Annotated in this window: 19 protein-coding genes; 14 read left to right on the top strand and 5 right to left on the bottom strand. The window is 41.0% G+C overall.

Translation table 11 applies throughout. The features are described from left to right. Positions 1–4: 4 nt before the first annotated feature. From AS005_RS00110 to AS005_RS00130, 5 genes are all read left to right on the top strand, one after another. Positions 5–919, top strand: coding sequence for an RluA family pseudouridine synthase (locus AS005_RS00110; protein WP_101510391.1), 915 nt, complete (start codon positions 5–7; stop codon positions 917–919). Continuing rightward, positions 895–2,139, top strand: a complete 1,245-nt coding sequence (locus AS005_RS00115; RefSeq protein WP_101509682.1) for a hypothetical protein — start codon at positions 895–897, stop codon at positions 2,137–2,139. The genes AS005_RS00110 and AS005_RS00115 overlap by 25 nt, the downstream gene beginning before the upstream one ends. Continuing rightward, positions 2,111–3,382, top strand: coding sequence for a DUF5693 family protein (locus tag AS005_RS00120; protein ID WP_199203774.1), 1,272 nt, complete (start codon positions 2,111–2,113; stop codon positions 3,380–3,382). The genes AS005_RS00115 and AS005_RS00120 overlap by 29 nt, the downstream gene beginning before the upstream one ends. A 192-nt stretch (positions 3,383–3,574) precedes the next feature. Next, entirely contained in the window at positions 3,575–4,894 is a 1,320-nt protein-coding gene (gene glnA / locus AS005_RS00125) for a type I glutamate--ammonia ligase (RefSeq protein WP_101509683.1), read from the top strand. Beyond that, complete coding sequence (locus tag AS005_RS00130) at positions 4,834–5,865, top strand: hypothetical protein (RefSeq protein ID WP_199203775.1); 1,032 nt, start codon at positions 4,834–4,836, stop codon at positions 5,863–5,865. The genes glnA and AS005_RS00130 overlap by 61 nt, the downstream gene beginning before the upstream one ends. Before the next feature lie 3 nt (positions 5,866–5,868). Here AS005_RS00130 and AS005_RS00135 read toward each other — a convergent pair whose 3' ends face one another. Beyond that, positions 5,869–7,140 (bottom strand): PhoPQ-activated pathogenicity-related family protein, encoded by a 1,272-nt coding sequence (locus tag AS005_RS00135; protein WP_101509685.1) that lies wholly within the window; start codon positions 7,138–7,140, stop codon positions 5,869–5,871. Positions 7,141–7,297: 157 nt separating this feature from the next. On the opposite strand from AS005_RS00135, the gene AS005_RS00140 reads away from it, so the two are divergent. The 3 genes from AS005_RS00140 to AS005_RS00150 all read left to right on the top strand — a co-directional run bounded on the left by AS005_RS00140 (position 7,298) and on the right by AS005_RS00150 (position 10,482). Beyond that, positions 7,298–7,861, top strand: coding sequence for a LemA family protein (locus tag AS005_RS00140; protein WP_199203776.1), 564 nt, complete (start codon positions 7,298–7,300; stop codon positions 7,859–7,861). After that, positions 7,861–8,577: a YgcG family protein gene (locus AS005_RS00145; protein ID WP_101509686.1), complete on the top strand. Its 717-nt coding sequence runs from the start codon at positions 7,861–7,863 to the stop codon at positions 8,575–8,577. Before AS005_RS00140 ends, AS005_RS00145 begins: the two co-directional genes overlap by 1 nt. A 171-nt stretch (positions 8,578–8,748) precedes the next feature. Next, positions 8,749–10,482, top strand: coding sequence for a methyl-accepting chemotaxis protein (locus AS005_RS00150; RefSeq protein ID WP_101509687.1), 1,734 nt, complete (start codon positions 8,749–8,751; stop codon positions 10,480–10,482). Positions 10,483–10,519: 37 nt separating this feature from the next. Here the strand turns inward: AS005_RS00150 and AS005_RS00155 are convergent, their stop codons facing one another. After that, complete coding sequence (locus AS005_RS00155; RefSeq protein WP_101509688.1) at positions 10,520–12,166, bottom strand: M3 family oligoendopeptidase; 1,647 nt, start codon at positions 12,164–12,166, stop codon at positions 10,520–10,522. Positions 12,167–12,312: 146 nt separating this feature from the next. Here AS005_RS00155 and larC point away from each other — a divergent pair, with 146 nt between their 5' ends. The 3 genes from larC to larE are packed head-to-tail and all read left to right on the top strand — an operon-like array spanning position 12,313 to position 15,053. Beyond that, on the top strand, positions 12,313–13,515 hold the full coding sequence (gene larC / locus AS005_RS00160; protein ID WP_101509689.1) for a nickel pincer cofactor biosynthesis protein LarC: 1,203 nt from the start codon (positions 12,313–12,315) through the stop codon (positions 13,513–13,515). Further along, the gene (gene larB, locus AS005_RS00165; protein ID WP_101509690.1) at positions 13,508–14,302 is read left to right on the top strand and encodes a nickel pincer cofactor biosynthesis protein LarB; all 795 of its coding nucleotides are present in this window, start codon (positions 13,508–13,510) and stop codon (positions 14,300–14,302) included. The genes larC and larB overlap by 8 nt, the downstream gene beginning before the upstream one ends. Then, a complete protein-coding gene (gene larE, locus AS005_RS00170) occupies positions 14,262–15,053 on the top strand; it encodes an ATP-dependent sacrificial sulfur transferase LarE (protein WP_101509691.1) in 792 nt (263 codons plus the stop codon). Before larB ends, larE begins: the two co-directional genes overlap by 41 nt. A 185-nt stretch (positions 15,054–15,238) precedes the next feature. Here larE and AS005_RS00175 read toward each other — a convergent pair whose 3' ends face one another. Together AS005_RS00175 and AS005_RS00180 are read right to left on the bottom strand one after the other, a co-directional pair. After that, positions 15,239–16,000 (bottom strand): tyrosine-type recombinase/integrase, encoded by a 762-nt coding sequence (locus tag AS005_RS00175; protein ID WP_101509692.1) that lies wholly within the window; start codon positions 15,998–16,000, stop codon positions 15,239–15,241. A 97-nt stretch (positions 16,001–16,097) separates the two neighbouring features. Next, entirely contained in the window at positions 16,098–16,505 is a 408-nt protein-coding gene (locus tag AS005_RS00180; RefSeq protein ID WP_101509693.1) for a hypothetical protein, read from the bottom strand. A 50-nt stretch (positions 16,506–16,555) separates the two neighbouring features. Here AS005_RS00180 and AS005_RS00185 point away from each other — a divergent pair, with 50 nt between their 5' ends. Together AS005_RS00185 and AS005_RS00190 are read left to right on the top strand one after the other, a co-directional pair. Beyond that, on the top strand, positions 16,556–17,428 hold the full coding sequence (locus AS005_RS00185) for a DMT family transporter (protein WP_101509694.1): 873 nt from the start codon (positions 16,556–16,558) through the stop codon (positions 17,426–17,428). A 2-nt stretch (positions 17,429–17,430) separates the two neighbouring features. Next, positions 17,431–18,516 carry an ATP-binding protein gene (locus AS005_RS00190; RefSeq protein ID WP_369819455.1) on the top strand — a complete coding sequence of 362 codons (1,086 nt, stop codon included), beginning with the start codon at positions 17,431–17,433 and terminating at the stop codon, positions 18,514–18,516. Position 18,517: 1 nt separating this feature from the next. Here the strand turns inward: AS005_RS00190 and AS005_RS00195 are convergent, their stop codons facing one another. Further along, entirely contained in the window at positions 18,518–20,287 is a 1,770-nt protein-coding gene (locus AS005_RS00195; RefSeq protein WP_101509696.1) for a DUF505 domain-containing protein, read from the bottom strand. A gap of 422 nt (positions 20,288–20,709) precedes the next feature. Here AS005_RS00195 and AS005_RS00200 point away from each other — a divergent pair, with 422 nt between their 5' ends. Next, positions 20,710–21,720 carry a substrate-binding domain-containing protein gene (locus tag AS005_RS00200; RefSeq protein ID WP_101509697.1) on the top strand — a complete coding sequence of 337 codons (1,011 nt, stop codon included), beginning with the start codon at positions 20,710–20,712 and terminating at the stop codon, positions 21,718–21,720. The last annotated feature ends 78 nt before the right edge of the window (positions 21,721–21,798 follow it).

Here is a 21,798-nt window from a genome sequence, read left to right on the forward strand (position 1 = left end):
AGACATGAGGATAGAAGTTACAAAGGAAAACCATTACAGAAGATTAGATAAGTTTCTGAGAAACAGGTTGAAAGAAATCCCACTTTCTGTTGTCTATAAACTCATACGGAAGGGAAAGGTATACGTCAACGGTCGGCGTGTGAGAGACCCAGGATTCGATTTGGAGGAAGGAGACGTTGTCGAGATCAAATACGTCAACCTTGATAATCTTCCTAGAAGGGCTGAAAAGAAAGGGCTCACACCAATTCCCATGAAGCTTAATATTCTCTATGAGAATGAACATTATCTCGCCTTGAACAAGCCCCCAGGTGTTGCCATACATCCTGGAAAAGGTGTACATGTCGCTACATTAATAGAGGGACTTCTCTATTACGGTCGGGAAAAAGATTTCGAACCCTTCTTGGTCCACAGACTCGACAAAGACACTTCTGGCCTTTTGATTGTAGCGAAAAATAGAGAAGCTGCTAGGATTCTTTCTAACATGTTCAGGGAAAGAAGGGTGGAAAAGGAGTACATCACTCTCGTGAAGGGACATCCGGAGAACAACCTGAAAATTATCGTTCCTTTGGACGGTCAAGAAGCGATCTCAGAGATTGTTGCTGTGAAACCCTTGAAAAATCTCTCTTTGTTGAGAGTGAGAATATACACTGGGAGGAAACACCAGATAAGAAGACACCTGGCCCAAATTGGCTTTCCTGTCATCGGAGATAATACCTATGGGGACAGACAGCTCAACAGAGAGATTAGGAAAAAATATGGTTTGAAAAGGATCTTTCTTCACAGTTATCGAATGAATTTCATCGATCCCTGGTTCGAGGAAGAGAGAGAAATAAAAGCTCCGCTCACATCGGATCTTCGAGATGTTTTGGAATTTTTGAAAGAGAGGAGTGATGAATGGTTAGAAAAATTTCTTTCATGATCCTTTTCTTTTCACTTTTAGTTGTTCCCATCTCTCTTTTTTCATCAAAAGTGGTATTCAACGAGTACAATCATACGGGTATTCTTTCCCCATCAAGAGAGATTTTCTCTTTTGACGTGATTGGTACTGTTGAGCCATTTGTGTCGAGGTTCGAAACTGTTTACATCCCTCCGAAGGTGAGAGGTCTCTCCTTAGATCTTCCTGAAAGTACAGCTATAGTCTTGGAAAACGGTGTGACGATTGGAGTGGATGTCGGTGATATTCGTGTTCCTAATGATATTCTGAATGAACTTTTGAGCTGTACCGATTGCACTTTCACCTACGATAACTTTCCTGTTGAAGTGTTTTCAATCGATAGGGTTGTTATAAAAGGGGATATCGACAGAAAAAAGTTGAGGGAATACTTATCACTCTTTTTCGAATCTTTCGAACTCCCGGGAAGAATCGAAGAAACCATCAACGTCACACCTACTCCTCCGACAGTGGACGTTTATAAAGCGTATCACCCCCTCGTTGGAACGGTTGTGCTTTTGAGAGTAACAGACGAATCTACTTTTACCGTTCTTTGGAATGAAAGAACGGGCAAGCTGTGGTATCAAACCATTGAGGCAACAAGTTTACATATAAAAGTGGTGGATTCTTTGGGACTTGATACCGATGTATCACTGAATACATTATCCAGATCCTACACGATGAAAACATTCCAATCTTTCCTGGAGTTTGGACATTCCCTTATCCTTCCTTCCTACGTTGTGTGGTACAATCCCGCAACTGGAGAAAAGCTTGAGGTTTTCTCCCCGGGGTTTCCTGGCGTTTATCACCTCATAGGCTACGACGAAAGCGGAAACTTTCTGGTGTTGAGAGTATTGGTGCAAGATACAACTCCTCCTGCTATTCTCTCTCCTGAGGAAATAACAGATTTTTCATCGTTCCATGTGAAAATATTTTGTGATGGGCAAGAAAGCGAGAGAATACCCGAAGGTCGCCACGTTGTTTTTGTGAAAGCTGAAGACAATTTTGGAAACGCAAGCAGTGCTTTCTTTGTAACGAACAAACCACATTCGATAAAAATCCGCGAAAATCCCGTTTTGATCTACTTTGGCTCGAAAAAACGGATAAGCGTTGGAGAATTTTCAACAAAAGGAAACATAGTTTTTGGATGGACACGAGAAAAAAACGAGGTGAAGGTAAATGGAGAAATTTTTGAGCTTGAGAGATAATCTTTATCTGATGTTTTTTGTAAGTTCCATCATCCTCGTTGTTTGCTTTCTTCCGGCAAGAATCATTGTGGATCGAGAAGGAATGATGTTTTCCTTTCTGTTCGACGACATGATAGATGGAAAAAAAATCGTCCTTTTTGATCTTGCAGATGACGAAAGTATCCCTCATGACGCTGATGTTGTAATTTTGAAAGGAGAACCTAACTCCTGGAATCCAAAGGATCTCGCAAAAGATCTCAAAGGAAAATGGGTAGGGATTCTGGAATTCGACCCGTCTCTTGACTTCGCGAGAAAAGTTGTTCTCTTGAAAGGAGACAACAAGTTCTTTCGTGTACACACTGTGAAGCAAGAGGAAATCAAAAAGCTCCAACTCGACGAAGAAAGCTTGTTTCATAGATATAAAAGGGCGGTGATCGAAAGGAGTGTTGAGGTGTTGTGGATAAGGAATATAGAATCAAAGGATATTTTAGTCGAAAGATTGACCAAATATTTTGAAGGAAAAATCACTTCTTTCCCTGCCCCTCCAGCGCGAGCCCCCAAATTTCCTAGATGGACGCTCCTCATTCCTCCTCTTTTTCTTCTGGCGTCGTTGAATCCTTTGTTGATTCTTGTTGCGATCGTTTCCATCTTTTCTAAGGAATGGTTCGTTTCTTTACTCTTTTCCATCAGCACTTTGGGAGCTTATATAATTCCTAAGGAAAAATGGTTGAAGTTGTTCAGCTTCTTGCTTCTTTCCGTTTCTCTTTCCTTGAGTCTCAGTGATGTTTATCACATAAATCAAATCATGGATTTTCGTGGTGTAAAACTCTCACTTGTTCTTCTGCCTGGTTTCATCCTTTTGAAAGGACTTTGGGAAAACAGAAAAAACTGGAAAAAGTTTCTCCCTGTTCTCCTTCTTTTTGTACCCGTTGGTTTTTATTACGTTGTACGATCTGGAAACAGCGGTTGGATTTTGAACTTGGAAAGGAAATTCAGAGATTGGCTTGAAGCGGTTTTCATAGTTCGTCCGAGGTTCAAAGAAATTATTTGTTATCCTTTCTTTTGGTTAGAAGGGTTTAAAGAATACGATTTTCTCAGAGAAAGTTTTGGAAGCATAGCCCTTGTTTCTTTGTTCAATACTTTCTGTCACATAAAAACACCTGTGGTAGTTTCCCTGTATAGAAGTGCTCTTGGGATTGTCATTGGTTATGCAGTATATCTCGTTCTGAAGAGAATCTTAAAACGCTTCTTAACCTCCAAATAATTTCTTCTTCACAAATCACTGATATATTCTATGCATAAAGATTCAAAAGCAAAATCTTCTGTCTCCAGGGGACAGAAAGGTTATTTGTTTTTTGGCTTTTCATCGAGCCGGCTCGAGAAAATTCCTCAGTGTTAGGGATAATAATTATACCACAAAGATTACAAGTGTCAATTAGGGTTAGGAGGTGTTTTCATGGATATCGAAGTTGTAAAGAGTATCATTGACAAAGAAAATGTCCGCTTCATAAGGTTACAATTCACAGACATAAATGGTGTTCTGAAAAACGTCGAAGTGACTCCAGAAGTATTTTTGAACTCATGGGAAGAGGGTATCATGTTCGATGGCTCTTCAATTGAAGGTTTTGTGAGAATTGAGGAATCTGACATGTATCTAAAACCGAATCTGGATACCTTTGCAGTCCTTCCTTGGACAGTCGACGGAGCAAAAAGTGCTAGAGTCATTTGTGATGTTTATACTCCAGACGGGAAGCCATTTGAAGGTGATCCAAGATACAGGCTTAAACGCATGATGGAAAAAGCCAAGGAACTTGGTTACACTCCGTACGCAGGTCCTGAGATGGAATTTTTCATCCTCCCGACCAGCGAAAAAGGAGAACCCGTCCCAGAGTTTCTTGATCATGGTGGATACTTCGATCTTCTTCCATTGAGTAAGGCCGAAGAGATCAGAAGAGATATCGCTATCGCTTTGGAAAAAATGGGGGTTATCGTTGAAGCTACGCACCATGAAGTGGCACCCTCCCAGCATGAAGTCGACTTCAAATACGACAACTTCTTGAAAACTGCTGATAACGCTCAAACCGTCAAACTTGTGATCAAAACCATGGCTATTTTCCATGGATATTATGCCACTTTCATGCCTAAACCGTTCTTCGGAGTCAACGGTTCCGGCATGCATGTTCACATGAGTCTTTTCAAGGGAGATCAGAACGCTTTCTATGATCCGAACAAACCTCTTGAACTCTCTGATGATCTAAGATACTTCGTTGGAGGGATTTTGAAACACGCAAAAGCCCTTGCAGCGGTTACCAATCCAACTGTGAACAGTTACAAAAGACTTGTTCCCGGATACGAAGCACCGGTTTACATTAGTTGGTCTGTAGGGAACAGAAGTGCTCTCATCAGAATCCCAAAAGCAAGAGGGCAAGCTACAAGGATAGAATATAGATCACCGGATCCGTCCTGTAATATTTACTTGGCCTTCGCAGCTGTTCTTGCCGCTGGATTGGACGGCATACGCAACAAGATTGAGCCACCTGCTCCAGTTGAGGAAAACATATATCACATGTCGTTGGAAAAAAGAAAGGAGTTGAGTATAGAATCCTTGCCTGGGAACTTGAAAGAAGCTATTGAAGAACTGAAGAAGGATGATGTTATAATAGATGCGTTGGGAGAACACATCTTTGAAAAATTCGTGGAGGCAGCGGAAAAAGATTGGAAGGAATACAGCACCTACGTTACAAACTGGGAATTGCAGCGTTACTTGTATCTCTGACAATTTTACTCAATGCGGCAAAGATCCTCGAGATAGCGAGGATAAATCTCGGAGTTAATCCCATGAGAGGAACGATCAACGAGGGTGTCATCACCCTCGTTGATTCTTTAAAAGGAACGATTGTTGCGGTGAATGTGAAAACAAAAAAAATAATAGCTCGTTTTTCGGGATTTTCCTATCCAGTTTGGGGAATGTACGTTGACGGAAACTGGTATATCACCGACATGTTCGAAGGAAAATTCTTGGAACTTTCTTTTTCTGGACAAGCAAAGAGGTGGATCGTTCTTGGAGGAGATCCCACTGTCTTTATCTACCATCAAGGTGTCTTTTATGTCTCCCTTTTCTCTCAAGGAACACTCATAGGAATTGACAAACAAAGTTTCAGAATCGTGGAAAGGTATCGGACAGGAATTTCGAGCACTTATTTCACTCCCACGAGCAAAGGAATCGCTTATTTATGTTATTGGAAGAATGAAGGAGAACCTGATGTTTATTACCTCCATTATGGCAGTATGAATCCGATTTATCTGGGTCTTTCTCGCCCTCTACGTTACTTAGAAGGAGCAAGTGGTGATTACGTTCTTGATTACAAGAACGGTTGGCTTGTTAAATTGGTCAAAGGAAAGATCGTGTGGAAGAGGAATCTACCAGACTTTGCATACGATCTTTCTTTCTATGGAACCGACATAGCAATTGGTAGTCTCGTCTCTCCTGTAATCTCCGTTGTTGACAAAAACGGTAATGTGAGGAAAATCGATGTTCCTCATCCTGTGTTGTGCCTCGAAGAGTTTGGAGCGTATCTGGTCGCACTCTCTGTAGAAGCAGAAGAGATATACCTCATAAAAGATGATGAGGTTGTTGAGACCAGAAAGACGGGGAAGTACCCTTTGAAGATCTTCAAGATATCAGAAAATGAGCTTGCGATTCTCTGTTCCGATTCGGGAGAGCTGGTGTTTTATAAGATCTTTTGACGATCAACGTACTATCATTTTACTACACAACATTAACTTGAGTTCGTTGATTTTCAATGTGATCCTCACGAAATAAGCCAGATGGTAACCTTCAAACTCTCCGGGAGGCGTTCCAATGAACATGTCTTCGTGAACTTCCACAGATTTTTTCAACCAAATTGAATCTCTGAAATCCAGATTCTTCGATCTTGAAAACCATAACTCCGCAGATATCACTTCCTGAGTTTTTGGTACCATAATTTTTCCATCTTCGTAAACAAAATTTACCTTCGGCAATTTTGGGTAAAGTTTGAAAAATGAAGACAGAGTTTCTACGATTTCTTTAGTATTTTTCAAATGATGTTTGTCATTCGGAGAATAGAAGAGAAATGTCTCACTTGGAAGATCGTCGACGTAGAGATTTGCAGAATCGACGGTCCAATACTCATCGTTCGTGCCAAGGATCAAAATCTTCGGTAGATTGAGTCTGAGACGCATGCTGTATGGATCCACAATGTCCAAAAGCCCTTTGACACGCTCATCATCGAGAAGATCAAAAAGTCCTCTATTTTCGTAATCTTTCAACTTTTCACTGGGGGTTCCATAATAAGCCCTCTGCTGGGAAATTTGGGCTGGTATGTTCAGGTTGTCGTAAACCATTGGTGCTATAGCAAAAACTCTTGGGTCGAATATAGAAACAAGGTATGTGGTCCAACCCCTCTTTGATGCACCAGAAACCATGAAACCTTTTACTTCGTATCCTTTCTCTTTTTCTAAGAAAACTTGCACAGTATCCATGGCTTTGATCACTCCGTAAGTCATAGGAACGAGGAGCGGAAGAAAAGGATCGGGGTTTTCCAGATACATTTTGAAAGTTTCGGAAATCAACGCATCTTCCTTCAAGCCAAATATAGGCTGATTGGGCACATCTCCTACTACAATAAAAGGAGCTTCGAAGGCATGAGCTACCCATAAGTACTCCATTATATCTTCAAGGAATGAACTGTAATAACTTTCATTTTCTTCTCTCCGGCTCCCTCCCGTGATTATCAAGAAAGCTCTATCTTGAAACGTTATCTTCGATGGGATGATGATTCCAATTCTGTGGAACCATCCCATGTTCTGCCACTCCATACCTTGGGATTTGAGAACGTATATTTCGTCTCCCTCGGTGGTCACAGTTGCAATCTTTGTTTCAAAAACTGGTTTCCCTCTCTCGCGTATGAGAATGTCCAACGGGTGCATCGCTAGAGCAAAACTCGTTACAAAGATAAGAAAGGTGACAATAGCTTTCATCATGATCCCTCCTTTTGTCAATTTTTGAGTATAAAATCATCTAACCCTTTTAAATTCTATCTCTTTTAAAATGTAATAGGATAAACTCGCCCTTCGCTCCAAAAAAAATGTAGAAATAAGTATTATGTTAGAATGAAAACAGGAAGGAGGGATTCCTGTGAAGAAAAGCCTTGTAGTTCTAATCGTCGTTTTGGTCATGGTAGTTGTTCTTATAGGAACGATTGCCGGATATTACAACTATCTTGTTTCGCTAGAACAAGAAGTGGAGGAGAAATACAGTCAGATACAAAATCAACTTCAAAGGAGAGCTGATCTCATACCGAATCTCATTGAGACGGTAAAGGGTTACGCAGCCCATGAGAAAGAAATTCTCGAGGAAATCGCCAACGCTAGGGCTAAGCTGATCGGTGCGAAAGCACCTCAAGAAAGTGCCCAAGCCGATGCAGAACTTTCTTCCGCGTTGGCAAGACTCCTTGCTATTGTAGAGAATTACCCAAATTTGAAAGCAGATGCTAACTTCAGACAACTCATGGATGAACTCGCAGGAACGGAGAACAGGATAGCAGTGGCAAGAAGAGATTACAACCAAGCGGTGAAGAAATTCAACACAGCAATAAAACGATTTCCAGGAGTGGTATTTGCTCGTATGTTTGGTTTTGAGGAAAAGCAATACTTTGAGGCTCAAGCAGGGGCCGAACGGGTTCCCGAGGTGAAATTCTGATGAGAAGAATTCTTACGATCCTAGTTTTATCTTCTGTTTTGACTTTGTTTTCTGTCAATCTTCCGAAACCTACCCCATATAAGTATGTGAACGACTACGTTGGAGTTCTCGATGAAGGCACTGTGAGAAAAATCGTTGCCGTTGGAAAGGAATTGGAAGAGAAAACGACCTCTCAGGTGGTTGTGGTAATCATACCATCATTGTCTGGAATCACAATCGAGGAATATGCCAATCTTCTTTTTCGTGAGTGGGGAATAGGACAAAGGGATAAAAACAATGGAGTTCTGATGCTTATCGCCATGAACGATAGAAAAGTGAGGATAGAAGTTGGTTACGGGCTCGAAGGTACTATTCCAGACGGTAAAGCAGGTAGGATCCTTGACGAGTACGTGATTCCTTATTTCAAAAACGGTGAGTACTCCAAGGGAGTATACTATGGCTATCTCGCGATTGTAAACGAGGTAGCAAAAGAATACAACACGGAAATTTCTGGAACAGAAGAGTTACCCAACAAAGATTCAGATGTGAGCGGCCTTTCCATAATAATTATCGTCTTAGCGTTCATCATTCTTTCATCCGTTCTTGGAAGAGGTGGTTACTGGTACAGAGGACCAAGATTTCCTGGTGGGTTTGGTGGTCCTAGGGGAAATTCCGGTGGTTCCGGAGGATTCGGGGGAGGATCTTCTGGAGGCGGAGGAGCATCAAGAGGATGGTGAGCTTCTGTTAAAAGAACACCTTCTGATTTTTGAGGTCGTCCAGTTTTTATTATTCTTCATACCAGGATATATTAAACTTCACTTCATTTCATTGAGGTAAAATTTTTTCTGTGGAGGAGGTAAACTATGAGGTTATAGAAACCACCCGATATCGAAAAGGAGGTGAAAGAGATGAAGAAGAAGCTGTCCCTGAGGTGGTATGTGGTGGTGTTCAGTGTTTGTTTGATCGCCGCTCCAACTGTTTTGTTCTACTTCTTTGCAGCGCAAAGTACTCAGAACGTTTTAGCGGATGTTACGGAAAACATGTACTCAGACAAAATCACTGGTGCTATGGAGGTTTTAAAAGAGTATATCAAGCAAGAATACGGTTCTTTGAAACTTCAGAATTCGCAGCTTGTGGATGAGAACGGTAGACTCGTTGAAGGTAGAACGGATGTTGTGGACAAGATCAGTCAGCACATGAATGTGATTGCAACGATTTTCAAAAAGAGTGGGGAAAGATTCGTGGGAATTGCTACTTCCATCCGTGAAGATGGCAGGGCCACTGTCTACCTTGAGAAAGATAATCCAGCATACAAGTCCATTTTACAGAAGAAAAGATACATTGGAGAAGCAGAATTTTACGGTACCAGGTACATAGTATGCTACGAACCTGTTTTGGACGAAAAGGGAAATATCATAGGTGCTCTGCTCGTCGGAACTCCTAAAACTGCTGTGAATAAGATAATTTCAAGTGCGAAGAGCGTGTTTTTAAAACAATCTCTGATCCTCATAGTGATTTTGACCGGCGTAGGTGTGATCCTTGCAAGTTTGCTCATGTACAATATTTTGGTGAAACCGTTTGTGCGAATACTGGAATCTGTCGAAAAAGTGACACAGGGGGATCTGACTTACAGAATATCCACCGAGTACACTGCTGAAGAATTCGAAAGACTTGCGGAGAACTTAGATCATATGGCTGATGAGTTGAGTACCATAGTCAGGAACATTGTAGACAGTTCAAAGACGATTTCGGAAGCGGTTGAAACTCTCATGTCGACCACTGAGGAGGTAGGAGCTACCGCAGAAGAGTTATCGTCGCAGATGGAGGGAATAAACCAAGCTGCTCAAAGTGCTTCTGCATCAATAGAGGAACTCTCAAGTGGAGCCGAAGAGGTAGCGGCCAGTGCACAGAACGTTTCCAATGCTGCACAAACTATAGATGAAAAAGCAGGATCGGTGAGAGAAGCGGCGAGTAAAGGTGACGAAGCGGTGAAGATCATATCTGATATGGTATCTCAGATTCAAGAAAGTGCTACAAGCACCCAAAAAGTCATGGAAGATTTGTTGAAGAGTGCTGAAAACATCAATCAGGTAGTGGAAGTGATAAGTTCTATAGCAGAGCAGACGAACTTGCTTGCCCTGAACGCAGCGATAGAGGCAGCAAGGGCTGGAGAAGCAGGTAGGGGATTCGCGGTAGTAGCTGATGAAATAAGAAAACTAGCGGAAGAAAGTAAGGATGCAACAGTGAGAATATCTCAGATACTTTCGGAAGTACAGAAAGGAGCCGTGGAAGCAAATGAAGAAATGCAGAAAACAATCGATAACGTGGTGAAAACAACCGAACAATCTAAGAAGGTAGTCGATGAGCTTGCGAACATCCTGAGAGAAGTTGGAGAAATTAGTGGAATGATAGAAAACCTGGCAGCAAGCTCTCAAGAGTTGAGCGCAGCAGCAGAGGAAATGAGCAGTGCTGCAGATACAGCCGCAAAATCGGTGACAACGATAGCAGAACAGATGGAAGAGATGGACAGAGCTTTGAAGCAGCAAGCGGACGCAAATCAAAGTATTATAAGTATTGCTGAAAGACTTTCAAACATTGCTCAAATACTCTCTGAAAGGGTGAAAAGGTTCAAGATAGAGTGAATATAAAGCACGACCGAACGGTCGGGCTTTGATTTTCTCACATATCTTTTTCCAATTTTTCGATTTCTCCCGCCACGAAATCTACGATGTTTTTCAAATAATCTCTGGAGAAATTGAGTTCTATACCTGCTGTTTTGTACACTTCATCTATCGGAGCGGAACATCCCATCGCCAAGAATTTCTGATAATCCTCCAAGGTTTTTTCCGGATTTTCTAAGTAATTTCTGTAGATTGCAAGGGCTCCTATCTGGGCTATACCGTATTCGATGTAATAAAACGGAACCTCGAAAATATGAAGCTGGAACAACCACCGTGTTTTCTTCTCCTCATCTAATCCTTCCCAATCGACGCCAGGGTTGAACCTGTCCATAAGATAGGCGAAGTATTCTTCCCTTTCCTTTGAAGTGTGGTTGGGGTTGGTGTAAATCCAATGTTGAAAAGCATCAACGGTCATGCACCAGGGCAGGAAATAAAGAGTCCCCTCGAGTTCCTCTATTTTCGCTTTTTTCAAATCACCATCTTCATAAAATTCGTCCCAGTACTTCATCGATATCAACTCCATCGACATCGAAGCGAGCTCTGCAACTTCCATTCTATGTGGTCTGTAGAAAACTGGTAAACTCAATGTTTCAAAAGAATGCATTGAGTGACCAAGCTCGTGAAATAGAGTTCTCACATCGGCAGTTTGACCTACCGCGTTCATGAAAATGAACGGTGCCCCTGTCTTTGGAAGTGTATGGTTGTAACCGCCTGGAGCTTTACCTTTTCTGTTCTCTAGGTCCAACAATCCTTTTTCTTTCATGATCCGAAGTCTCTCCGCAAAAAGAGAGTTCAATTTTGAAAGAGCTTTTTCAGTCTTTTGAACGAACTCATCAATAGAAGAGAATGGTTTCAAAACTTTTCCATCCACATCTACAACGGTGTCCCAAGGTTTGACGCTGTCTACTCCGAGTTTTTTCTGTCTGATCTTTGTTCTTTCCACCAGATACGGTATGACTTCTTTTTCGACAGCTTCATGGAATTCGTACAGGTCTTCTGGAGAATATTCGAATCTCCCTTTCAATTTGTGCATATAATCTCTGTAATTGGAAAAACCAGCATACAAAGCTTGTTGATGTCTTAACTCTTTGAGTTCATCGAAAAGATGGTTCAATCTATCTCTCACTTCCCATATTCCCTCGTACCTTTTCCGCCAAGCTAGTTCTCTCGTGGATCTATCAGGATCCTTTAAATAAACAGAGAGTTGTTGTACAGTCTTTTTCTCACCTCTGAATTCCACCTCGATGTTTCCAACAAGAGTTCCGTAGTTTTTCGCCATGATCGCTTCCTTCACCTGTAGAGGAACATTTTCCTCTCTGAAGAGCTCCACGTCGTTCCTGAGAATTTTCACCATGTACTCGTAACCTCGTGGAGCAAATCGTTCGTTTTCTACTATTTTTTCTTTTATTTTTTGTTCGTAAGGTTTCAGTCGTGCAATGACATTTTTTTGGAATTCTTCGTACGCTTTTGCATATTCCTCTTTGTCTGCATTCACAGTCATTTTGATGTAAAGCCATCCAGCCTCTTCTCTCACATTATCGAAGAAATTCGTTACCCTGTTGATAAAGCTTCTGAACTCCTCTGATGAATTTATAGGCATCTCCAAGAGTTCCTTCACCACGGGTTCAACCTCTTCCCAACGCATTTCTTGAGACCCCCTTTTGAGAGTTCTACAACGTATATTTTGTACCCTCACGTTACTGGAATGGTTCATTTTAATCCAGATGTTACTTAGTTAGGTGATAGAATTAGTATATACTCATTGATTTTTTTCCCGGAGGGAGGGATTGGATGAAGAAAATTTTGTATCTCGATCCTTTTTCTGGTATAGCGGGTGATATGTTTCTCGGTTTGCTTGTGGATCTCGGTGTGGATCTTGAACACCTGAAAAGGGATCTTTCGAAAATGGAAGTGGATTTCGATTTTGAGGTGAAGAAAGTCAACAAAAAAGGAATAACCGCTACGAAAGTTACTGTAATTTTCCCGGGGAAGGAACATCATGAGGATCACCTGATTCATAATCATCACCATCACGGAAAGCATCTCTCGGACATTCTAGAAATTTTGAGTAGGCTCGACAGTCCTCTCAGAGAAAAAGCAACAGAAATGTTTGAGGCGCTTGCGGAAGCTGAAAGTAAAGTACACGGTCTCCCAAGGGAGAAGGTACATTTTCACGAGGTAGGAGCTTTAGATGCCGTTGTGGAGATAGCGGGGGCAGTTGCTGGTTTGAAACATCTCGGTGTGGACGAAGTGTTATGTGGTACGGTGAACGTTGGAAGTGGTTTCGTTATGACGGAACACGGAAGGTATCCTGTTCCCGCACCTGCCACAGCGGAACTCTTAAAAGGCATACCAGTTTACATGGATCAAAAAGTACGCGCAGAACTTGTCACTCCAACGGGAGCAGTTATATTGAAAACATTAGTCAATGAATTTCATACTCCTCTTTTAAAGATTGAAAAAATTGGTTATGGAGCAGGGACTATGGATCTTGAGATACCCAATGTCCTTAGAGGATATTTGGGGTACGTTGAAGACACAGGGAAAGGAAAAGACGTTCTAATAGAAACCAATATTGACGATATGAATCCTCAATTTTTTGGATATTTAATGGAAAGACTCTTTGATGCTGGAGCCAAAGATGTTTTTTACACATCCGTGTATATGAAGAAGAACCGACCCGCCATAAAAGTTTCTGTCCTTTGCTCTGTGGAAAAGAAAGACGATATATTGAAACTTCTTTTCAAAGAAAGCACAAGTATTGGCGCTCGTGTCTTTTATCCAGAGAAAATAGAAGCGCTTCGTGAAATGAAAGTTGTGGAGACCGAGTACGGTAAGATACCGGTAAAGGTAGCGAGTTTCGATTCCGAGATCGTGAATATCGCTCCCGAGTATGAAGCTTGCAAACAAATTGCTCAGGAAAGAGGAATTCCTTTGAAAGAGATTTATTCCACTGTTTACAAAAAGGTGTTGGAGGGTCGAAGAAATGTTTGAGGATGTACTGCGTTCTTTCTTAGAAGGGAAAATTTCGTTGAGCGAGACAGAACAGGTGATTTTGAGAAGATTCTATGAAAAAACAGAGGAACTCTTTTTAGATCTGGAAAGAGACAAAAGACAAGGTTTCCCGGAGGTTATCTTTGCCGCAGGAAAAACCGTCGACCATGTACTTTCAGCAGTGGGAAAATTTTTGGAGAAGAAAGGAATTGCCTTTGTTTCAAATGTGGACGATGAGAAAAAAAACGCTATAAAAAGTAGATTTGGGAATCATCATATTAAGGAAGCTGGAAGACTTCTTGTGATAAAGAAAGAAAAAAACAGTTTGGAGAAAACGATTGGAACGGTGGGTGTGATCACTGCCGGAACCTCCGATGTTCCTTTTGCAGAGGAAACCTCCCTCATATTGGAAGAACTAGGCGTTTTGGTGAAGAAGAGTTACGATGCGGGAGTAGCAGGGATGCACAGACCATTCTACGCACTTAAAAGGACTAAAGACTCAGATCTTCTAATCGTTTTTGCAGGAATGGAGGGGGTCCTTCCATCTTTAATTGCTTCCGCTACAGATCTTCCCGTGATAGCAGTTCCCACACCTGTTGGTTACGGTTTTGGAGGAAACGGGATAGGGGCTCTTACCACAATGCTTCAATCGTGTGTAGCGGGTCTTCTTGTAGTGAACATAGGTAATACAGTCGGAGCAGCAGCGGCAGCCGTGAGGATTTTGAGGAAAATAAGGGGTGTTCAAGGTGGAAAAAGTGCAAGAGATTCTGGAGTCAATAAAGAATAAAAAAAGACTCGTTGTAATGTTTTCGGGTGGTGTGGACAGTACATTACTGGCAAAATTGGCTTATGAGGCCCTGAAGGGTGAGGCGATAGCTTTAACTATAGATTCGCCCGTTATACCACGAAGAGAGATAGAGGAAGCAAAGAAACTAGCGAAATTCATTAGAATAAAACACGAAATAATAAAATTGAATGAACTCAAAAGCAGACATTTGATAGAAAATCCGCCGGATAGATGTTACATTTGTCGAAAACTCAGAGATTCAGTTGTGAAAAAATGGGCCGAAGAAAACGGCTTTGAATATGTAGCAGACGGCTTGAACTTCTCCGATCTCAAAGATTATAGGCCTGGTTTAAAAGCATCCACTGAAGATGGTATTTGGCATCCGTTTATTGAATTTGAAGTCACAAAGGAAGAAATCAGACATATTTCGAAAGAATTGGGTCTTCCCACGTGGGATAAACCTGCTATGGCATGTTTGTGCTCACGTTTTCCTTACGGTCTTGGCCTCGATAGGAAGAAAGTAAAAATGGTGGAAACAGCGGAAGATTATTTAAGAGATCTTGGATTTTTAGAGATTAGGGTGAGGTTCTTCCCTTACAAAACCGCAGTTGTAGAGACAAACGAAATAAAACGAACTATCGAGCTAAGAGAAAAGATTGTATCCAAGTTGCGAGAGATAGGTTTTTCCTTTGTAGTCCTGGATCTTGAAGGGTTTATAAGTGGAAAACTTAACAGGGCAATTGGTGAATAATACACGAAATTTTTTAGTAACTTATGGGTAATATTAGTTTACAAATATATCTTGTGTAAATAAAAGATACTAAGTTATATTAGGAAAGATTTTACAACAAAATAAAATGTATATTGAAAATCTTAGATAGTATAAAATTAAGCATTCCATACAAAAAAATTTATGTAAATGATCAATATAAGCTATTAAACAATTTTGGGGATTTCTATTCCCTCGCTGGCTATCTTTAGATATATGGAGGTTGTGGAGATGTTGGCGTGTCCGAGGAGAGCTTGTATCTTGTTCAAGGGAACTCCACGCTCGATTAGAGCCACAGCGAAGGAGTGTCTGAATACATGAGGAGTTACCTTCTTTTTTATCCCTGCTTTACGAGCGTATCTTCGTACTGCTCTCTGAATCGATCGGACAGATGGTTTTTTTTCGAAAAAACCTGAATTTATAAGTTCTTCTATCAAGTCCTTGGTGACGTTTATTATCCGTTCTTTGTTTCCTTTTCCTTTTATTCTTATTCGCGCAGAATCGTTTAATGAGATATCTTCTTTTTCTAGATTGATCAATTCTGAAATTCTCATTCCCGTGTTGGCCAAGATTTTAAAAATAGCCTTGTACATGGGATGATCACATATCTCTATGATTTTGCGAACCTCTTCAATCTCTATTGCTTTGGGAAGAACATGATGTTTCGGTGGCTCCGCCTCATTCCAGAAGCGATTCTCTACATTCATCATCCCTCTGTCGACTTTCCAGTTCAGATAGTTTTTCACCACAACTAGTTTGTTTCTTTGAGTTGCTGGAGAGTTCATAGATATGGAATGTAGATATTCTCTCCAAGTTTCTGGAGTGACAGGTTCAAATTTACTGAATTCTTTTAAAATGGAGTGATACTGATACAAAGTTCGTTCGCTTCTCTTTTTCACTACTCTGAGATATTCTAAGTACTCTTTCATGAGGTGATCACCGGCCTTTCCTATCTTCGAATCTGTTAACTATTATAACCACATCCGTGACGTAGAAAGTACAAGGAGTATCATATATTATATGAAATCATTCTTGCCAGATTTCTTTTGTTAAGGAAAAACATTCTAGCATGATCAAAAGAGCAAATAAATGGTAGAAAAAGATAAACATGACAACCATGAAAAGGTGATCCCTTATGGAAGACTCTCCATGCGCGAGTCCTGAAAAATTTGCATACACTTGTGATATTACGAGGTTCAAAAGGCTCAACACAAGCAATACGATGAGTTTTTTCACTCTCTTTTGAGATATGGATCCCAAAATGATCATGCTGAGAGCCCCTGCTAATGTAAAAGGAAAAAGTTCTGCGGGCATCAAAAAATCGTACACGATCTTCCCTCGAAATATCAAAATTATAATTGAAAGAATGATCGGGAGAACAATGGGTATAGCAGCGAGCGATGAAGATACCAGGCTGAGGATCTTTTTCAGCATGTTTACACCCCCTTCTTGAAAGCAGTATACCACTCGAACGGAGGTGTGTTATGACAGCGAGAGTTGTGATAGCCGGCCTTCTAAATTCTCTCATATTTGGCTTCTCATTTCTGTTCACAAAGAACGCTCTTGATTTTGTGTCACCGTTGAATTTCCTGTCGTACCGTTTCACCGTTGCTTTTTTGTCATACATCGTATTACTTCTTTTCGGTGTTATAAAACTCAAAAGGAAGCCCTATTGGAAGTTGTGGAAACTCGTTCTTTTCCAACCTGTCCTCTATTTTTTGTTCGAAACTTTCGGTATCCAAAGAATAAATTCTTCCGAAGCGGGTATGATAATCGCCTTCATCCCCATCGTCGTCAACGTTCTGGCGATTTTTCTTTTGAAGGAAAAAGGTGACTTTGTTCATTATCTTCTTGTTGGACTCGGTTTTCTAGGGGTAACTTTGATTGTTGGAGTCAACATCACACCAGGCAATGTCATCGGGAAGGTTTATATGCTACTTGCGGTTTTCTCTGGTGCAATGTACAGTATCCTTTCGAGAAAACTTTCCAAAGAATTCGCTCCAAGTGAGATCACATTTTTCATGATGATGGCGGGTGCCGTGTTCTTCAATCTTTTGCGATTTGTCGAAGGAGATTTTTCGTTTGTTTTCAACGTATCTGTAATTGTTGGAGCCCTTTATCTTGGGATACTTTCATCTACCGTTGCTTTCTTCCTTCTCAACTACATGATAAACAAAGTCTCACCCATCGTAACTACTTTGTTTTCGAACTTAACCACTGTCATTTCTGTGATAGCAGGGGTTCTCTTCAGAAACGAAACAGTCAAAGTTCAGCAGATTTTGGGAATGATCACGATAATATTTTCGTTGGTCGTTGTAAATCTTAGGAAAAATGTGGATCAATCTTATTCGAGGTGATTGTGTTGCTCTTCTCACTCATTCCAAAAGCAAGGAAATCAGATCTTTTTGGTAGAGAAAAAGAGTTAGAGGAACTCAACAAACTTATTAATATCTATCCTATCGTCGTTGTTACAGGTGTCAGAAGGGTGGGGAAGTCTTCATTGATTAAAGTATTTCTAAATGAGAAGAGAATACCACACCTGATCGTAGATGGGAGAAAACTCTACGAATCTTCACATGGTCACATCTCTTCAACACATCTTTGTAAAGTTCTGAGCGATGAATTATCCAAATTCTCTAAATCTCAAGCGATATTGAACCTTCTTAAAAGAATCCGTGGAATCAGTGTGAGCGGTACTTCTTTGGAAATCAATCCAAAGGAGCTTAGTCTTACAGATTTGATCGAGAGATTCAACACAATTGTTGAGCATCAAAAGAAACCATTTGTTTTCTTTTTCGACGAAGCTCAGTACTTCAAGTATTACGGCTCAAGGGGTGGGAATGATCTTCTGGCTCTTTTTTCTTATTCTCATGATCAGCTCGAGAATGTACGCATCTTAATCACGGGATCTGAAATCGGAACACTTCACGATTTTTTGAAAATCGAGAATTACAAATCTCCTCTATACGGGAGAGGTGTAGGTTTTCTCAATTTAGAGCCGTTTTCCCTAGAACAGAGTGTGAAGTTCTTGAAAAAAGGATTCGAAGAACTTAACAGAAAAGTCAATTTCGATCTTGAAGAGACGGCTAGAAAGATGAATGGGATACCAGGTTATCTTGTTTTGTTCGGGATAAAATATCTGGAAACTGAAGATGAAAGAGTAGCTTTCGAAGAAGTCTTCCATACAGCAAGTCTTCTGTTTGAACAGGAGCTCATTGAATTAGGGAAAAGAAGTCCTCGTTATATTTTCTTACTCAAACAGATTGCCAAGGGAATAAACACCTGGTCCTATCTGAAAAGTTCGTTTCATGCGAAAGGAGACAGAATTGGAGATTCAAGATTGTATTCACTACTCAAAACGTTGGAAAGGATGTCTTTCGTGAAAAAAGAAAATGGGGTCTACAAAATAGTAGACCCCATCTTGGAGAGAATTCTAAGGGATTAGTTTAAATTTCAACCCAAGGATATTCTCTTTTCGCCAATTCATCGATCGCCATGAGAAGAGCTGTTCCTGCTTCAGTGAGAGCATTTTCCGTGATGAATTTAGAGATTCTGCAGAGGTTGATAGTATCGTCGAATGTCTCAGGATCAACACCCAATTCTCTCTCAATGAATTTCCAACTTTCGGGGTTTATTCTGATCCTTTTCTCCTTGGGTTGAACCCCTATTTTCCTAATAGATTGCAATAATCTTATAACCAAAGGCGTCACTGGAGATTCAACATCATCGGGCGCTGCGGAAAGAGCTCTCTTCATGAGCTGACCCGCCGTTGTCAGTGTGACAAGATTTGTTGGAAAGATTTCCACCAAGTTCTTAGCTTCAAGGCTATCTAAAGCTATTCGTTCATCTTCGCTGAGATTCAAATCTTCAACAAAAACCCCTGTTTTAAACGGTATCTTTCTCAGAACTTTCATTTCCGTTTTAGTGATCAGTGGCCTTCTTTCTACAGTTGTTGAGAGTTTTGCATAGAGGTATCCAGAGGAAGTGGGAGCGCTGTCACTTACCAGTCCTTCCACTCTTGCCTGTTCGTACCATTCTACATTAGGAGCCGCAAATTCTTTCCTTGTCATCGTGATCGACTTTACACCCATTCCTGTTATCGTTCTCAGCCTGCTCTTTTGATCTTCAAGAACTTCTTCGCCGTGTTCCGTGAGTTCGTACACAAGGGTTTTTCGACCACCATGTGTGTGTTCCCGCGATTTCAAAAGCCCAAATCCCTCCAGATTGTAAAGAGCCAGTTTTATCGTTAAATCCTTTCGTTTCCACTCCCAATTTACTCTTTCCTTTATCTGCTTTTCTTCCGGGAATATATCTGGATTTTTTTCGTGTTCTTTCCAAAGGGTCTTTATTAGCCTCAACACTTGTACTTCGTCTTCGGAAATTTGGAAAGAAGGAGTTGTCATATATGGACCCTCTCTGTAAATCCTCCACGCAAGATAAAGATGTTCTGCCATCGGATGAAGCTGACCGGTCCAGTCGATAAGACCACGTTCAAACAACACGTTTTTTTCAAAATCGCTCACATTTTCTCCCCTGTAAACCTTTGCAACGGTGTCAAGCACAATTTCGTTAAGAACGAGTTCATCTGTCACAACAAGTCCTTTCAGAAGAGCAGCCCTTATTTGCTGTCCGAGACCAGTTAGAGCGTAAATGTCGGATTTTGGCACAGAGAATGCTATCATCCTCATTGACTCAAGTTGAAGGAGAACTTCTCCTTCCAAAGGTAACGAATTGGATTCTCCAGGTCCCGGTAGAAGTTTCCTCAAGTAATTCGCTATTTTCGAGTTTATAACGAGTCTAGGATGGGCAGCATTGTAAATCTCATCGAGAGTGTGTGCGTAAGGGGTTAGAATGCCTTCCTTGGCAAAACCACGTTTCTCTAAGGCTTCCATAATATTTCCTCGCACCTTTGACAAGGCGGATTTAGAGTAACGTATCATAGAAATAACTTCTGATCCAATCCATCTGAATGAATCATCCCACTCTTGAGGATCCTTTAAAATCCTTCGTTCGACCATTTCAATGAGCGTCTCACCTAAGATGTTCCCTGCAAATGTTAAATCGTACATCTCCACCCCCACAGGTTTTACCAATCCTGCTAGCTCTAAATGCCACAGTGTTTCTTTGTCAAACGTCTCCCAACTGCTCACATCGAACTCTGTACCGCTTTCGTAAAGCTTCTTTAATAATGTCGCGTGTCGCTTTGTTATTACCATTCTCGCCCCTCCTTTCTGTTTTTGTTGGTGCATTCACTTCTCCATAAATATGATAATACTCTCAACCTGACTTGTAAAATGGGGACGGGAACATTATGTCGTAAAATGTCAATTTTACGACAGAATAATACAAAAAAGGAGAATAATACGGAATTGAGCACGTTTTCTAAAAAGGCGTTGTATGAGAGAGGTACCAAATAAAGAGTAGAGGTTTCATCATTTTTGTACACCTTGTCTTCATATTCGGACAAGAAGAGGTTTTTTCGCTTTTGGAATGAAATGTTTCGGTGAGAAAAACCTCTCTTTCCCCATTCAAATCTATTAAAACCATCTCATGCGCTAATTCTTAATTTTCCTATAATACTTATGATATAATATTCATAATATTATAACGATCCAAAAGCTTGAAGGGGGTGTAAAGCATGAGGAGATTCGTTCTTAGTGTTCTTATCATCAGTGTTCTCTTGGTTTCCGTGGTTATTTTTGGTGCAGGCAGAAAATACGAAATAGCGGTCGTTGTAAAAATAGCTGGTATTCCCTGGTTCAATCGAATGGCTGAAGGTGTTGAGCAAGCCGCCAAGGAACTCGGAGTCAACGCGTATTTGATAGGCCCCGCAACAGCAGATCCAGCACCTCAGGTTCAAATGGTGGAGGATCTCGTAACTCGTGGAGTCGATGCGATATGTGTCGTTCCAAACGACGCAAAAGCTTTGAAACCCGTTTTTAACAAAGCAAGAGAAAAAGGAATCGTTGTATTAACTCATGAATCGCCTTTCGAAACTGAAGCGATAGATTGGGATATTGAAACCATCGATAGTGTGGAATATGGAAGAATGGCGATAAACGAGATAGTAAGAGTGATGGTTGAAAACGGAATACAGTGTACTGAGGAAAATCCATGTGGATTCGTTATGCTCGTTGGGAGTTTAACTGTTCCTCTTCACAATTACTGGGCAGATGTTGCTCTAGAATATGCAAAGAAATACTTCCCATTCCTGAAGGAGCTCACATCTAGACTTCCAACTGCAGAGAGTGTTGAGGATTCAAGAGCAGCTGTTCTGGATCTTATAACGACTTATGGAGACAAACTTAAAGCGGTCATCGGTTGGGGAAGTTTAGGTCCGATAGGTGCAGCACAAGCGGTGTATGAAAAAGGACTTCAGGATAAGATAATCGTCGGTGGAAGTGCGATACCTTCAACTGCGATTCCCTATCTGAGTACAGGTGCAATGGATTGGGCTCAACTTTGGGATCCTAAAGATGCTGGATACGCGATGGTGTACATAGCAAAACAGATCCTCGATGGAAAGAAAATAGAGCCAGGAATGGAGATACCAGGGCTTGGTCCTATAAACATAAAAGGAAAGGTCATATACGTAAATCAGATCAAACTCATGAGAACACCTGAAGATGCGGAAGCATTGGGGTTCTAGAATAGATCTCCTTATGTAACCAGGGGGGAAAGGGGGAACTCTTTCCCCTCCGTTTTTGATAAAATAGAGAAATCATAG

The organism is Thermotoga sp. KOL6 (assembly GCF_002866025.1).
Taxonomy (GTDB): Bacteria; Thermotogota; Thermotogae; order Thermotogales; family Thermotogaceae; genus Thermotoga.